The sequence below is a fragment of the Novosphingobium sp. genome, assembly GCF_020852455.1.
GTDB lineage: Bacteria > Pseudomonadota > Alphaproteobacteria > Sphingomonadales > Sphingomonadaceae > Novosphingobium.
In genome coordinates this window covers 1-13,949 of record NZ_JADZAT010000004.1, presented here as the reverse complement: position 1 = coordinate 13,949, position 13,949 = coordinate 1, and the positions used below count along the sequence as shown (strand labels likewise).

Sequence of the window (13,949 nt, the reverse complement as noted above, 5' to 3'; positions counted from 1 at the left end):
AGATAGACAGCCCCAGGCGCTTGCGCGAGAGGCATTTTGCATGTCGCGCCAAGCGCGGCTAGAAGCGCGGCAAATGTCCCAGCCTTTCATCCTGCTTGACGATGCGCGCCCCGAAGGGGCCAGCCCTGCCCGCCTCTATGAGAACCCCCGTGAAGTGGTGGTCGCCCGGCGGGTAGACGACGTGCTGCCCGCCCTAGCACGGATCGGCGAACTGCAGGCCGGCGGGGCCTTGCTGGCCGGCTATTTCGCCTACGAAGCCGGGCTGGCGCTGGAAGATCGCCTGGCCCCGCTGGCTGCCGCGCGCACTGGTGCTGCGGGGCCGCTGGTCTGGTTCGGGGCCTTCGACACTTTCACCGAAATCGCGGCGGAAGAGGTACCGGCCTGGTTGGCCAGCCGCGGCGGGCCCGGCCTGGCCCAGCTTGGCCCGCTCGATCCGCAGCTTTCACCTGGCGGCTATGGCCGGGCCTTTGCCGAAATGCAGGAACGGATCGCGGCGGGCGAAATCTATCAGGCGAACCTTACCTTCCCGCTGGCCGGATCGTGGCGCGGCAATCCGCTGGCGCTCTATGCCGCAGCCCGGCCGGCCGCCGGGGCCGGCTATGGCGGGGTGCTGTTCGACGGCACGCACTGGCTGCTGAGCTTTTCGCCCGAACTGTTCTTTGCCGAACGTGACGGGGCAGCGATGGTCAAGCCGATGAAGGGCACCCGCCCACGCGGCCTGAGCCCGAATGAAGACGAAGCCCTGCGCGCCGAACTGGAAGCATCAGTCAAGGATCGGGCCGAAAACCTGATGATCGTCGATCTGCTGCGCAACGACCTGTCGCGCGTGGCAGAGGCGGGCAGCGTCAAGGTTGAACGTCCCTTCGCTGTCGAGAGTTATCCGACGGTGCACCAGATGGTCACCACGGTGCGCGCACAGCTCCAGCCGGGCAAGGGTGCGGTCGATATGCTGCGGGCGCTATTCCCCTGCGGGTCGATCACCGGCGCCCCCAAGATCAGGGCGATGGAGCTGATCGACGCGGTCGAGCGCGATGCGCGCGGGCCCTATTGCGGGGCGATCGGGCGGATCGATACCGGCGGCGAGGCGGCCTTCAACGTCGCGATCCGCACGCTGCGACTGACCCCGGGCGAAAACCAGCGCGGACAGGCGGTACTGGGGGTCGGATCGGCGATCGTTGCCGACAGCGAAGTGATGACCGAATGGCGCGAATGCCTGGTCAAGGGCGGCTTTGTGCGGATGAGCGCCGGCGGGGCCGACCTGATCGAAACCATGCGCTTTACCCCCGAAGAAGGCGTGCCGCTGCTTGAACTGCACCTTGAACGGGTCAAGGCCAGCGCCGCCGAACTGGGCTTTGCCTTCGATCGCCACGCGGTGCGCAATGCGATCCAGGCGCTGTGCTTTGAAGCCGATGCCCCGGCGCGGCTGCGACTGCTGGCTTCGCGCGGCGGAGCCTACAGCCTTGAACTGGGCGCACTGCCAGCCCCGGCCGAACAACCGCTGGACTGCATGGTGCTGCCGCTGCCGGTCGATCCGGGCGACTGGCGCCTGCGCCACAAGAGCAGCGACCGGCATTTCTACGAGGCTGGCCTGGCCGCCGCGCAGTCTGCCGGTGCGGGTGAAGCGCTGTTCATCCGCGATGACGGTCTGCTGACCGAAGGCTGCTTCACCAATCTGTTCGTCGAGCGCGATGGCAAGTTTTTGACCCCGCCAGCGCGGCTGGGGCTGCTGCCGGGCGTGCTGCGCCGCTCGCTGATCGAGCAGGGCCGCGCAGTTGAGGCCGAGCTGACGCTCGCTGACCTTTCTGGCGGATTTCTGCTGGGCAACGCCCTGCGCGGGCTGATGGAGGCACGGCTGGCATGAAACTCTCCCAGACCCTCACCCGGATCGCCCCCTCAAGCACCACCGCGATGACCGATCGCGCCTTCGAACTGCGCGCCGCCGGGAAGGACATCATTTCGCTGTCGGTCGGCGAGCCCGACTTCGCCACCCCCGATCACGTGATCACCGCCACCAAGGCCGCGCTCGATGCCGGGGAGACCAAGTACACCGCCGTTTCCGGCACCCAGCGGCTGCGCGAAGCGGCGGCGCTGCATTTCCGCCGCGACCTGGGGATCGAGGTTCCGCCCGGTCAGGTGATCGTCAGCGCCGGGGGCAAGCAGGCGATCTTCCACGCGCTGGTGGCGACGCTCGATCCGGGTGACGAAGTGCTGATCCCCGCGCCTTGGTGGGTGAGCTATCCTGAAATCGTCCGGTTTACCGGCGCGGCGGTGGTGCCGCTCGAGACCACCCCGACCAGCGGCTACCGGATCAGCGCCGCGCAGCTGGAGGCAGCGATCACGCCCAGCACCCGCTGGCTGCTGCTCAACAGTCCGGGCAACCCGACCGGCGCGGTCTATTCGGCCGCGGAACTGCGCGCACTGGGCGCGGTGCTGGCCCGCCATCCGCAGATCATGGTGATGTCGGACGATATCTATGCGCCGCTGCGCTACCAGCCTGGCCGCCATGCCACGATCGCCGCCGAGTGCCCGGACCTGGCCCAGCGGGTGCTGACCGTGTCGGGCCTGTCCAAAAGTCACGCGATGACCGGGTTCCGGATCGGCCTCGCCGCCGGGCCCGAATGGCTGGTAAAGGCAATGGGCAAACTGCAATCGCACAGCTCGGGCAATCCGTGCTCGATCAGCCAGGCGGCGGCGGTGGCCGCGCTGGAAGGACCACAAGACTTCCTGGCCGACTGGTGCGCAATCATGCGCCGCCGGCGCGACATGGTGGTGGCCGCGGTCAACGCCATTCCGGGCCTGTCGGCCCCGGTGCCCGACGGCGCCTTCTACATCATGGTCGATGCCAGCGCGCACATGCCGCGCTTCGGCGATGACCAGGCGCTGTGCCTGCACCTGCTCGATCATGGGGTGGCGCTGGTCCCAGCCTCTGCCTTTGGCGGGCGCGACGGGTTCCGGATCAGCTTTGCCGCCGCCGATGCAGTACTGGAAGAAGCCGTGCGGCGGATTGCCGGGGCACTGGCATGAACGCGATCCCGATCCTGTTCGAAGACGGCGAAGCGCTGGTAATCGACAAGCCCGCCGGCCTGCCGATCGAACGCCCGCGCGCCGGGGGCCGCAGCCTTGAAATTCACCTTGAGGAACTCAAGCTGGGCTTCCAGCGCGAGCCGGTTCCGGTCCACCGGATCGATACCGATACCTCGGGCTGCCTGCTGCTGGCGCGCAATCCCAAGGCGCTGAAGCGGTTCAACGCCGCGTTCGAGGCACGCCAGGTCGAGAAGGTTTACCTTGGCGTGGTCGCGGGCGAACTGGCCGATGAAGAAGGCACGATCGCCCTGTCAGTCAGCAAGGTCAGCAGCGCCGAAAAGGGCTGGCGGATGATCGCTGCGAAAAAGGGCAAGCCGGCAGTAACGCACTGGCGCAAGCTGGCGCAGCGCGGCGAGCTGACTCTGGTCGAGTTCCGGCCCGAAACCGGCCGCACCCACCAGATCCGCGTGCATGCGCTGGTCGGGCTTGGTCATGCGCTGCTGGGCGATCCGGTTTACGGCGACGGCCGGGGCGCCCCGCGCACCATGCTCCACGCCCGCGCTTTGGTGGTGCCGCGCGAGGGCAAGGCGCCAATCAGTGCCGTGGCACCGCTGCCCGACGACTTCCGCGCGCTGGGATTTGACGATGTCGATCTCGGCGCATGACACGATTGCCCGGGCGCTGAGCCTGGCGAGCGAGGCATTCGTTACCGCATCAGGTCCGGGCGGGCAGAACGTCAACAAGGTGGCAACCGCAGTGCGGTTGCGCATCGACGTCTATGCGCTGCGCCTGCCGGAGGACGTGTACCAGCGCTTCCGGCAGCTGGCGGGCAGCCGGATCACTTCGAAAGGCGAGCTGCTGCTGATCGCCCAGCGTTTCCGCACCCAGGAGGCCAACCGTGAAGACGCCCGCCAGCGCCTGGCCGAACTGATCGACGAAGCGTTCAAGCTGCCCGAAAAACGCGCCAAGAGCCGGCTCAACCGGATCAACAAGACCGAGCGTCTGGAAGGCAAGAAAAAGCGCGGCGCGGTCAAGGCCGGGCGCGGCAGAGTGAAATTCGACTAGGCTGCCGAGGCGCTGGCGACCTGGCGCCCGTCGCTGGCAAAGGCGCCCAGCTCATAGCCGCCCTCCACCTTTCGCAGTGCAAGATTGAGCTCTTCGCCGCAAATCGCCGGAGAGAGCCCGCGAAAGGCAAAGCGGGCCAGCACATTGTCGCCCAGTTCGCGCCGGGCCAGATCGAGCAGCAGCGTCGCGGTCAGCGGCCCGTGGACCACCAGGCCGCGATAGCGTTCGACATCGCGGGCATAGCGCAGATCGTAGTGGATCCGGTGCGAATTGAAGGTCAGCGCCGAAAAGCGGAACAGCAGCGCTTCCGACGGGCAGATCGTGCGGTGCGCGTGCCAGTCGGCAGGTTCGAAGCGGCCCGCGCCCGGCGCTGGCGGCGCAAGCGGTGCATCGCCGGCAGCCGCCGCGCGATAGACCAGCGATTGTTCCTCGCGCACGGCCAGCGTGCCATCGGCCAGGGTCTGGTGTTCGACCGTCACGAAAACCAGTTCGCCCGAGCCGCCGCTCTTGGCCTCGATCTTCGCAACGCTCGATCGGCGTTCGATTGTCTGGCCCAGCCGCAGCGGGGCGACAAATTCAACCTTGCTCGATGCCCACATCCGCCGCGGCAGGTGGGACAAGGGCGGCAGGAAGCTGTCAGGGCCATCATCGCGCAGCGGATGCCCGTCCGCGCCGAGGATGGCCGTAGGCGCATCGGGCAGGCCCAGGCACCAGTGAAAGCCCTGCGGCAGGGTGCCATCGCCGGGCGCCGCGCGATCGAGCGTTGCCAGCCAGTGCCGGGCATGGCCGGAATCGATCCGGTCCTGCCGGCTTTCGCTGCGACCCAGCCAGGCATCGAGCGCGTTCATTGCGGGTCTCCGTAGAAGGCGCGGGCGTAGCGCAAAATGCCCTGCGGGACTGCCCCCGTCAGCGGCATGGCCCGGAAATACTGGGCGTCATGCGCGGATTCAGGAGCTAGCCCGGGATGAACGGCAAAGCCAAAGCGTTCGTAGTAAACCGGGTTGCCGACCACCGCCACGCCCTGCGCGCCGCGCTCGCGCAGTTGATCCACCCCGGCGCGGATCAGCGCGCTGCCGATCCCGCGGTGCTGCAGTTCAGGCGTGACTGAAACCGGCGCCATCTGGAACCAGCCGTGATCCTGCCCGGCTATCGTCACCGGGCTGAAGCCCACATGGCCAATCACCTTGCCCTGTGCATCAACGGCCACCAGCGACAACGCCAGGTCTCCAGCCGCGCGCAAGGCATCGACCAGGTCCTGCTCGTCGCCATCGGAAAAGGGCATCGGCGCAAAGGCCCGCGCGACAAGATCATGGATCGCTGGCGGATCATCCGGTCGCTCGGCGCGGATCGCAAAGGCCGGTATCACAGCAGGTGCCCGGTACGATCGCGCTTGGTATCGAGGTAGCGCGCGTTGTGCGGGTTGGGCGGCAACTGGTGCGGAACCCGCTCAGCCACCCGGACGCCTGCCGCTGTGAGCGCGGCAACCTTGGCCGGGTTGTTGGTCATCAGCCGGATCGGCCCGACGCCCAGCAGGTCCAGCATCCGCGCCGCGACCGGGAAGTCGCGCGCCTCGGTCGGCAAGCCCAGCCGGTTGTTGGCATCGACCGTATCGAAACCCTGGTCCTGCAGCTGATAGGCGCGCAGCTTGTTGATCAGGCCGATCCCGCGCCCTTCCTGACGCAGATAGAGCAGCACGCCCCAGCCGCCCTGCGCCGCCTCATCGGCCATCGCCCTGAGCGCGGCATCAAGCTGCGGCCCGCAATCGCACTTGAGACTGCCCAGGATATCGCCAGTCAGACATTCGGAATGAAGCCGGACCAGCGGCGCGCGATCCGAGCGCTGCTGGCCGATCACCAACGCGACATGTTCGCGCAGGTCATCGAGCGCGCGGAAGGCGACGATTTCGGCGTCCTCGGCAGCAGCCACCGGCAGCCGCGCCCGGCTCGCCACGCCCAGCCGCGCGGTATCGGCCCAGTCGGCAAGGTCCGCCACCTGCACGGCCTGCACCTCACCCGCCGGGGCCGGATCGACCAGGAAGGCCGGCAGGATCCCCGCCAGCCGCGCCAGCGCCATTGCGGCTTCGGCGGCGGCGGGATTGGCTATCGCTTCGGCCAGGAACGGTCCCTTGAGCGGCACGGCCAGATCGAGCGCCGGATCGGCCAGCGCACGCGCGGCAGCCAGATCGAACGGATCGGCCCCGCGGATCAGCACGGGGGCTTCGGGCACTGCGGCGTCGCGCTGGTTGGCCAGCTTGAGCGTGACCGCACGCGCCGCCGAGATCAGCATGCGGGTTGATGAAACCCCGTCACCAAGGCCGGTTTCGGCCGGCAGCAGAGTCAGCGAATCGTCGACCCGGATCGGCCAGCCGTGGCGCAAGGCATCAATCGCCAGGGCAACGCGCCGGGCCGGGCTGGTCACAGGGCAAAATCCGTGATCAGCGGCACGTGGTCAGAGCATTGCTCCCAATGGCGGGTTTCCTCGATCACCCGGTGGCCGGTCGATTGCGCGGCCAGATCGGGCGAAGCCCACATGTGATCGAGCCGGCGGCCGCGGTCCTTGCCCTGCCAGAAGGTCCGGTACGACCACCATGAATAGTTCCGCTCGGGCGCGGGAATGTGCTTACGGCCCAGATCGACCCAGCCATGAGCATCGGTCAGCCGGCCCAGTGCCTCAACCTCGATCGGGGTGTGGCTGACCACCTTGAGCAGCGCCTTGTGATCGTAGACATCGCAATCGAGCGGGGCGACATTGAAATCGCCGACCAGCAGCGTCGGTCGGTCGAGCGTATCCGACCAGCGGGTCATCCGTTCGAGGAAATCGAGCTTCTGCCCGAATTTGGGATTGGCGGCACGATCGGGAATGTCGCCGCCGGCGGGGATATAGACGTTTTCGAGCACCAGCCCGGGACCGAGCAGTTCGACCCCGACATGGCGGGCCTCGCCATTGGCCTGCCAATCGTTTCGCGACAGTTCGCGCAGCGGGATCCGGCTGACGGTTGCCACCCCGTGATAGCCCTTCTGTCCGTGCACTGCACGGTGGGTATATCCGATCGCTTCAAATGCCTCATGTGGGAACAGTTCGGCCACGGTCTTGATTTCCTGCAAGCACAGCACGTCAGGCTGCTGTTCCTGCAGAAACCGCACGACCTGATCGACCCTCAGCCGGACCGAATTGATGTTCCACGTAGCAATCGAAACCATCGGGCGGCTTTAGGTGGCACGGGGCGGAGGGGCAAGCATTGCTGTTGGGTGCTCGTTTCAAACGCGACGCAGTTACCTGCCGCGCGGTGCCTTGGAGTCGGCTTGCTTCAAGCCGGAGCGAGAATGCAGGTGATCGAGAACCGGAGCGCAGCGGCCTTGATGGCCGTGAGCACCGGAAGCGCAGGGCGCCTGCGTTCGCAGCCCGGCTTCAAGCAATCCGGCCCAAGGCACAAAAAACCCTCGGTCCGGGGGCATTGGACCGAGGGTTCGTTTGTGCGTTCGTCACGCTCGACAGTCTGGCCCTTTTGGAGGCTCGGGCAACAGGGGGGAAACCCGCCTCAGGCCGCGCTGTCAGTTACGATTTTAGGCGCATTCGCCTTTCGCTGTCATGAACAATCGCGAAAGCCCTGTCGCAAATTGTCGCAACTTTCGCACAGTCCGCGACGGGGCGTTTTCCGCTATCGACGAGTTGGGGTGCGCGGGTCGTTGTAGCGGAATGTGTTGTCCGCCACCGCGACTCCGTATTGCTGCTTTGACAGGTTCACCACGGTCCGGGTGTTCTGCGAGTCGAGCGTGGCCCAGCTTGATAGCTCAAGTCCGCCCGGCGCACCCGGCTTGCGGATGAAGACCAGAGTGATCACGCCGTATTCGGGGTGCTTCTTGTCGCGCACTTCGACACTGACGATCTGCTTGTTAGTGGCCGGCGTCAGCTTGCCATACTGCATCACATCAGCGCTGGGGTTGAGCAGTGCGCCCAGCGGGCTGTTGCTGATCGGCCAGCGCTGCACCTGGCGCACCTGATAGTCAACGAAGGTCAGCGCCTTGCCGTCCGAGACGATCAGGATCGGCACGCCTTTCTGGTACTGGAACCGGATCTTGCCGGGCCGCTTGAGCGTCAGCGTGCCGGTCACCCGCTGACCGCGGATATCGATCTGTTCGAAATCGGCGCGCAGGGTGCTGATCGCGCGCAGCGCGGCCACGGCATTGGCAAGGTCGCCAGACTGGGCCTGGGCCGCAGCGGCGCTGGGCATGACCAGCGCGAGCGGAGCAGAAACAGCAAGCGCCGCCAAAGCGGCGGCGCCAGCAAGCGATCGGAAGTAAGGCTTTGCGGTGTTCATGGGGTGCTTGGTAAGCGCGCCGCCTTGAACTCGCAATGAACCTCTTACTTGATCTTGGCTTCCTTGAATTCGACGTGCTTGCGCACGACCGGATCGTACTTGCGGAAGCTCATCTTCTCGGTCGTGTTGCGCGGGTTCTTCTTGGTCACATAGAAGAAGCCGGTGTCAGCGGTCGACACGAGGCGGATCTTGACGGTTGCGGGCTTCGCCATTGCTCTGGTCCTGAACTCTCGATTCGGGCCAAAAAGCCCATGAAACTGCAAGAGCGGCACAGTTGCGCCGCCCCGGAAGGCCGCGCCAATGCGTCAGAAGCGGGCCAAAGTCAAGCGCCGAGGCCGCTTCGGGCCACGTCAGCAGGCTTTGCCCCGCCCACCGGCAAGGGCCATTGCCCGACGAAAGCGATCTGGTTACAACTGCAACCATGTCCGAAACCGATTTTGCCCGCCTGCCCGATCTGGGTCCCGAAGTGTTCACCGCCCCGCTCAAGCGCCCGGAGCATGTCGGTGCGGACTGGCTGGAGCCGGTCCAGCATGCCTATGGCGCGGATGAGAACGCGGTGTGGGACGAACTGTTTGCCCGCCAGATGCAGATCCTGCCCGGCCGCGCCGCCAGCGCCTTCCTCGCCGGGCTCGACCGGCTTGACCTGGGCCGCGGCGGCGTGCCCGAATTCGCCCGCCTGTCTGAAGAACTGGGCAAGCTGACCGGCTGGAGCGTGGTGCCGGTGCCGATGCTGATCCCCGATCACGTGTTTTTCTGGCACCTGGCCAACCGGCGCTTCCCGGCGGGCAACTTCATCCGCACCCGCGAGACGTTTGACTATATCCAGGAACCCGACGTGTTCCATGACGTGTTCGGGCACGTGCCGCTGCTGACCGATCCGACCTATGCCGATTATATGCAGGAATATGGCCGCGCCGGGTGGAAGGCGATGCGTTACAACCGCCTGAAGGCGCTGGGTGCGCTGTACTGGTACACGGTCGAATTCGGGCTGATTCAGGAAGCAGAAGGCCTGCGCGCCTATGGCGCCGGGATCCTTTCCGGCCCGGCCGAGGCTGTGTTCTGCCTTGAGGCGGAAAGCCCCAACCGGATCATGCTGAACGTCGATCGGGTGATGCGCACCGATTATGTGATCGACGACCTGCAACCGACGTATTTCGTGATCGAAAGCTTTGCCGAGCTCTATCACGACACCGTCGATCGCGATTTCGACCGGCTCTACCGTTCGCTGGGCGCGGGCTTTACCTATGCCAATACCGCGGTGATAGACATCGATGACGTGCTGCACCGGGGCACGCAGGAATACTACCTGCGCGGCGGGCGCGGATCAGGGGCGACGCCGGTTTAGCTCAGAAGCCAGATTGCCAGCGCGCCAGCCACGATCCGGTACCAGGCAAAGGGCGCAAAGCCCGAGCGGCTGACATAGGCGACGAACAGTTTGATCACCGCCAGCGCGACCACGAAGCTGACCGCAAAGCCGACCGCGATCTCGCTCCAGCCGACCGGCCCGGTCCCGGCCATCAGTTCGGCCCGGGTATCCCACAGTTCGAGCGCGGTAGCCCCCATCATGGTCGGAATCGCCAGAAAGAAGCTGAATTCGGCAGCCGTGCGCCGTTCGATTCCCATCGCCAGCGCGCCCATGATCGTCGCGCCAGAGCGGCTGACCCCGGGCACCATCGAAATGCATTGAACCAGCCCCACGCCCAGCGCCTGGCGGGCTGGCAGCTGAGCAACTCCGCTGGCGGGACCCGGCCGGGCCCAGCGCTCGATCGCCAGGATCGCGATACCGCCCACGATCAGTGCCCAACCAACCACGGCCGGCGAACCCAGCAGCACATCGATATAATCCTTGAGCGCCAGCCCCAGCACAGCGGAAGGCAGGAATGCCAATAGGATGTTGCGCACGAAGGCCAGGCTCATCGGATCGCGCCGCAGCAGACCCATGCCCACGGCCCAGAAGGTGCGCCAGTACTGCACCACCACCGCCAGGATCGCGCCCAGCTGGATCACCACGTTGAACGCCGCCCAGGTATGGGCATCGTATCCGAAAATCTCGGTCGCGAGGATCAGATGCCCGGTCGAGGATACCGGGATGAATTCGGTCACCCCTTCGACAATGCCGAGCAGGATTGCGGTAAGGATCGTATCCATCAGCGGCCTTCCGCTGCGGCAAAGGCCACATCATCGAACTGCAGCGCGGCAAGGCGGGCGTAGAGACCCATGGCCCTGGTCAGCTGGTCATGGGTGCCGATTTCCTCAATCCGGCCCTTGTCCATCACCACGATCCGGTCGGCTGCACGCACCGTTGCCAGGCGGTGGGCGATGACCAGTGTGGTGCGGTCCTGCATCAGCCGGTCGAGCGCGTCCTGGACCAGCCGTTCGCTTTCCGCATCGAGCGCGCTGGTCGCTTCGTCGAGCAGCAGGATCGGGGCTTCGCGCAGCACCGCACGGGCAATCGCGATTCGCTGGCGCTGGCCGCCCGACAGACGCGCGCCGCCTTCACCAAGAAAGGTATCGAGCCCCTGGGGCAGTTCCCTGAGGAAAGTTTCGGCATTGGCGGCACGGGCAGCTTCCCAGATCTGCTCGTCGCTGGCGTTCCAGTTGCCATAACGCAGGTTGTCGCGGGCATTGGCGGCAAACAGCACGCCCTCCTGCGGCACCAGCGCCATCCGGCGGCGCACTTCGGCCGGATCGGCCGAGGTCAGCGGCACACCATCAAGCTTGATGGTACCGGCCTGAGGATCATAGAACCGCTCAGCCAGCTGGAACAGCGTGCTTTTGCCTGCGCCTGAAGGGCCGACGATCGCCACGGTCTCACCCGGTTCAATTGTCAGCGAAAAATCCGCAAGCGCAGCGGTTTCGAGCCGGGTGGGATAGCGGAACGAGACATTTTCAAAGCTGAGCTTGCCGCGCGCCGGGCTGGGCAACGCCATGGGGCGGGCAGGCGCGGCGATCGCTGGCTGTTCATCGAGCAGTTCGCCCAGGCGGCTGGCCGCCCCGGCACCGCGCAGCAGATCGCCATAGACCTCGGTCAGCGAACCGAACGATCCGGCCACGATCACGCCGGCAAAGACGAAGCTGGTGATCGTGCCGGGGCTCAGCGAACCGTCGGCTACCTTGAGCGCTCCCTGCCAGATCAGGGCGGTAATCCCGCCCAGCAACAGCATCATGACCATCGCAGTCATCACGGCGCGGATCGTGATCCGGCGCTTCGCGGTGGCAAAGTTCCGCTCGACGACCTTGCCGAATTCCTCGCGTTCGTGGTCTTCCTGGTTGAAGGCCTGAACCACGCGCATTGCGCCCAGCACTTCGGCAGTGCGCGCACCGATGTCCGCCACCCGATCCTGGCTGGTACGCGAAATGTTGCGCAGCCGCGATCCGAACCAGGTGATTGGCAGGATCACCAGCGGAATTCCGATCAGCAGTCCGGCGGTAAGCCTGGGCGCGAGGTAGAACAGGTAGATAACCCCGCCGACCGCAGTAATGAAATTGCGCAGCGCGATCGAAACCGTGGTGCCCACCACCTGATCGATGATCGCGGTGTCCGAAGTCATCCGGCTGGAGATTTCGTTGGGGCTGTTGGCCTCGAAAAAGCTGGGCGGCTGCCGCAACAGATTGGATTGCACCTTGTTGCGGATATCGCTGATCACCCGCTCACCCAGCCAGGAAACGAAGTAGAACCGGAACGCAGTGGCAATCCCCAGCACCACTACGATCATCACCAGGTACTGAAAGGATTCATTGATCACATCGACGTTTGCCCCCAGCCCAAAGGCCTTGTCGACGATCACCTGAAAGCGGGCGGGAATAGCCAGGGTGGCCGACGACGATGTCAGCAAGGCCAGCAGTGCGATTGCCAGCTGCCTGGGATACTTGATGGTTTCGCGGATCACCATCCGCAGCGGACCAAGCGTGCGCGCGGGCTTGCCCTCTTGGCTGGAGGTCTTGTCGGTCAGGGCTTCGGGCGCGACGCCGTCGGGGGCGGAACTCATGGCGGGCGCTCCTAGCACAGCCCCTGATCGTGCGTAAGCGGTTAAGTGGCATTGCGGAACCCGTTGTGCACCGCAATGAACGATTGTGCATTGCACAATCGGCGCAAACGGGTCACCATGTCGGCCAAAGCCCGCTTGTTCCGGGCGCAGGGGGTCACACCATCGTGCTTTACACCGCTTACGAACTCAATCGTTCCTGGCTAAATATGGCCAGCACCTGGGCCTCAGTCGGCGCGCAGATGCTGAACAATCCGGCACTGCCGTTCGGCTATACCGGGATGGGCCCGATGATGGCCTCGGCCCTCGACGTTTTCGCCCACGCCAGCGCACACTATGGCAAACCGGCCTTCGATATCGAGGAAGTGACGGTCGATGGCACTGCCCATCCGGTCACCGAAGCGATCGTTGTGCACCGCCCCTGGGGCAACCTGCTGCATTTCAGCCACCCGGGCCTGGCCGAAGATGCGCCGCGGCTGCTGGTGGTTGCGCCGATGAGCGGCCACTTCGCTACCTTGCTGCGCGGCACGGTGGCGCGGATGGTGGAGCGGGCGCACGTCTATATCACCGACTGGGCCGACGCGCGGATGGTGCCGCTGAGCGAGGGCGAGTTCGATCTCGATGATTACATCGATTACCTGATCGGCTTCCTTGAGCATGTCGGCCCCGGAGCGCACATGCTGGCGGTATGCCAGCCTTCGGTGCCGGCGCTGGCGGCAACCGCAATCATGGCCGAAAACAAGCATCCCTGCCGGCCGCTGAGCCTGACCATGATGGGCGGGCCGATCGACACCCGCGAGGCACCGACCACGGTCAACGACCTCGCGATGCAGCGCCCGATCGAATGGTTCCGCCACACGGTGATCGCCACCGTGCCGCTGCAGTATCCGGGCGCAGGCCGGCAGGTCTATCCGGGCTTCATGCAGCTGGCCGGGTTCATGAGCATGAACCTGGGCAACCATATGCTGAGCCACTACCACATGTTCAAGCACATGGTGGACGGCGACGGCGAAAGCGCCGATGCGACCAAGGACTTCTACGAGGAATACCGCGCGGTCTGCGATCTGAACGCAGCCTATTACCTGCAGACCGTCGAACACGTGTTCCAGAAGCACTCATTGCCAAATGGCACCTTCGTCCACCGCGGCAAGACGGTGGACCTTGGCAAGATCAAGGACACCGCGCTGCTGGCGGTCGAAGGCGAGCGTGACGATATCTCGGGCATCGGCCAGACCAGGGCTGCGCTTCACCTGGCCACCGGTCTGTCCGAAAGCCGCAAAAAGTACCACCTGGCCCCCGAAGTGGGCCACTACGGGATCTTCAACGGCAGCAAGTGGCGCGAAAAGATCGCCCCGATCCTGGAAGAATGGATCGCCCGGCACGACAAGCCGCGGCTGAAGGTGGTTGCTTAGAGCCTGTCCTGTTTAGCTGGAGGCGTCGGCACGGAGCCGAATTTGGCTCAGCGTGAGGCGCGAGGAGGGAGCCATGCCGTTGCATAGTGACCGACGAGCAACGCGGCGCTGGGCCAAATTCGGCCCGCCCCTGCGGGGTCGCAT

General features: G+C 65.5%; 14 protein-coding genes. 6 read left to right on the top strand and 8 right to left on the bottom strand.

The annotated features are described in order from the left end of the window. Nucleotides 1-73: 73 nt before the first annotated feature. From pabB to arfB, 4 genes are read left to right on the top strand one after another with little or no spacing between them, the layout of a single operon-like run. Nucleotides 74-1,861: an aminodeoxychorismate synthase component I gene (pabB, locus tag IT549_RS01375; protein WP_292969461.1), complete on the top strand. Its 1,788-nt coding sequence runs from the start codon at nt 74-76 to the stop codon at nt 1,859-1,861. Then, nucleotides 1,858-3,024: a pyridoxal phosphate-dependent aminotransferase gene (locus IT549_RS01370; protein ID WP_292969460.1), complete on the top strand. Its 1,167-nt coding sequence runs from the start codon at nt 1,858-1,860 to the stop codon at nt 3,022-3,024. Before pabB ends, IT549_RS01370 begins: the two co-directional genes overlap by 4 nt. Further along, nucleotides 3,021-3,689: an RNA pseudouridine synthase gene (locus tag IT549_RS01365; protein WP_292969458.1), complete on the top strand. Its 669-nt coding sequence runs from the start codon at nt 3,021-3,023 to the stop codon at nt 3,687-3,689. Before IT549_RS01370 ends, IT549_RS01365 begins: the two co-directional genes overlap by 4 nt. Continuing rightward, the gene (arfB, locus tag IT549_RS01360; RefSeq protein WP_292969457.1) at nt 3,670-4,089 is read left to right on the top strand and encodes an alternative ribosome rescue aminoacyl-tRNA hydrolase ArfB; all 420 of its coding nucleotides are present in this window, start codon (nt 3,670-3,672) and stop codon (nt 4,087-4,089) included. Before IT549_RS01365 ends, arfB begins: the two co-directional genes overlap by 20 nt. Here the strand turns inward: arfB and IT549_RS01355 are convergent. From IT549_RS01355 to rpmG, 6 genes are all read right to left on the bottom strand, one after another. Then, nucleotides 4,086-4,937, bottom strand: a complete 852-nt coding sequence (locus tag IT549_RS01355; protein ID WP_292969456.1) for a MaoC family dehydratase N-terminal domain-containing protein — start codon at nt 4,935-4,937, stop codon at nt 4,086-4,088. The genes arfB and IT549_RS01355 overlap by 4 nt on opposite strands. Beyond that, a complete protein-coding gene (locus IT549_RS01350) occupies nt 4,934-5,455 on the bottom strand; it encodes an N-acetyltransferase (RefSeq protein ID WP_292969455.1) in 522 nt (173 codons plus the stop codon). The genes IT549_RS01355 and IT549_RS01350 overlap by 4 nt, the downstream gene beginning before the upstream one ends. Beyond that, nucleotides 5,452-6,507, bottom strand: a complete 1,056-nt coding sequence (ribA, locus tag IT549_RS01345) for a GTP cyclohydrolase II (protein ID WP_292969454.1) — start codon at nt 6,505-6,507, stop codon at nt 5,452-5,454. The genes IT549_RS01350 and ribA overlap by 4 nt, the downstream gene beginning before the upstream one ends. Further along, nucleotides 6,504-7,289, bottom strand: a complete 786-nt coding sequence (locus IT549_RS01340) for an exodeoxyribonuclease III (protein ID WP_292969453.1) — start codon at nt 7,287-7,289, stop codon at nt 6,504-6,506. The genes ribA and IT549_RS01340 overlap by 4 nt, the downstream gene beginning before the upstream one ends. Before the next feature lie 458 nt (nt 7,290-7,747). After that, entirely contained in the window at nt 7,748-8,407 is a 660-nt protein-coding gene (locus IT549_RS01335) for an outer membrane lipoprotein carrier protein LolA (protein ID WP_292969452.1), read from the bottom strand. Nucleotides 8,408-8,451: 44 nt separating this feature from the next. Next, a complete protein-coding gene (gene rpmG, locus IT549_RS01330; RefSeq protein ID WP_054945942.1) occupies nt 8,452-8,619 on the bottom strand; it encodes a 50S ribosomal protein L33 in 168 nt (55 codons plus the stop codon). 209 nt (nt 8,620-8,828) lie between these two features. Between rpmG and phhA the strand changes: the two genes are divergently transcribed. Continuing rightward, complete coding sequence (gene phhA / locus IT549_RS01325) at nt 8,829-9,752, top strand: phenylalanine 4-monooxygenase (RefSeq protein WP_292969449.1); 924 nt, start codon at nt 8,829-8,831, stop codon at nt 9,750-9,752. On the opposite strand, the gene IT549_RS01320 is transcribed toward phhA, so the two are convergent. Next, nucleotides 9,749-10,555: an undecaprenyl-diphosphate phosphatase gene (locus tag IT549_RS01320; protein WP_292969447.1), complete on the bottom strand. Its 807-nt coding sequence runs from the start codon at nt 10,553-10,555 to the stop codon at nt 9,749-9,751. The two genes, phhA and IT549_RS01320, sit on opposite strands and share 4 nt — an antisense overlap. Then, nucleotides 10,555-12,300 carry an ABC transporter transmembrane domain-containing protein gene (locus IT549_RS01315; protein WP_292969485.1) on the bottom strand — a complete coding sequence of 582 codons (1,746 nt, stop codon included), beginning with the start codon at nt 12,298-12,300 and terminating at the stop codon, nt 10,555-10,557. The genes IT549_RS01320 and IT549_RS01315 overlap by 1 nt, the downstream gene beginning before the upstream one ends. A 260-nt stretch (nt 12,301-12,560) precedes the next feature. On the opposite strand from IT549_RS01315, the gene phaZ reads away from it, so the two are divergent. Then, nucleotides 12,561-13,805 (top strand): polyhydroxyalkanoate depolymerase, encoded by a 1,245-nt coding sequence (gene phaZ, locus IT549_RS01310; protein WP_292969445.1) that lies wholly within the window; start codon nt 12,561-12,563, stop codon nt 13,803-13,805. The last annotated feature ends 144 nt before the right edge of the window (nt 13,806-13,949 follow it).

What these genes read in the sequence shown, in the direction of transcription:
- IT549_RS01365 (WP_292969458.1), top strand. Translation starts at nt 3,021, where the DNA reads ATGAACGCGATCCCGATCCTGTTCGAAGACGGCGAAGCGCTGGTAATC.
- rpmG (WP_054945942.1), bottom strand. Translation starts at nt 8,619, where the DNA reads ATGGCGAAGCCCGCAACCGTCAAGATCCGCCTCGTGTCGACCGCTGAC.
- IT549_RS01370 (WP_292969460.1), top strand. Translation starts at nt 1,858, where the DNA reads ATGAAACTCTCCCAGACCCTCACCCGGATCGCCCCCTCAAGCACCACC.
- IT549_RS01340 (WP_292969453.1), bottom strand. Translation starts at nt 7,289, where the DNA reads ATGGTTTCGATTGCTACGTGGAACATCAATTCGGTCCGGCTGAGGGTC.
- IT549_RS01355 (WP_292969456.1), bottom strand. Translation starts at nt 4,937, where the DNA reads ATGAACGCGCTCGATGCCTGGCTGGGTCGCAGCGAAAGCCGGCAGGAC.
- IT549_RS01315 (WP_292969485.1), bottom strand. Translation starts at nt 12,300, where the DNA reads ATGGTGATCCGCGAAACCATCAAGTATCCCAGGCAGCTGGCAATCGCA.
- pabB (WP_292969461.1), top strand. Translation starts at nt 74, where the DNA reads ATGTCCCAGCCTTTCATCCTGCTTGACGATGCGCGCCCCGAAGGGGCC.
- IT549_RS01320 (WP_292969447.1), bottom strand. Translation starts at nt 10,555, where the DNA reads ATGGATACGATCCTTACCGCAATCCTGCTCGGCATTGTCGAAGGGGTG.
- phhA (WP_292969449.1), top strand. Translation starts at nt 8,829, where the DNA reads ATGTCCGAAACCGATTTTGCCCGCCTGCCCGATCTGGGTCCCGAAGTG.
- IT549_RS01335 (WP_292969452.1), bottom strand. Translation starts at nt 8,407, where the DNA reads ATGAACACCGCAAAGCCTTACTTCCGATCGCTTGCTGGCGCCGCCGCT.
- arfB (WP_292969457.1), top strand. Translation starts at nt 3,670, where the DNA reads ATGTCGATCTCGGCGCATGACACGATTGCCCGGGCGCTGAGCCTGGCG.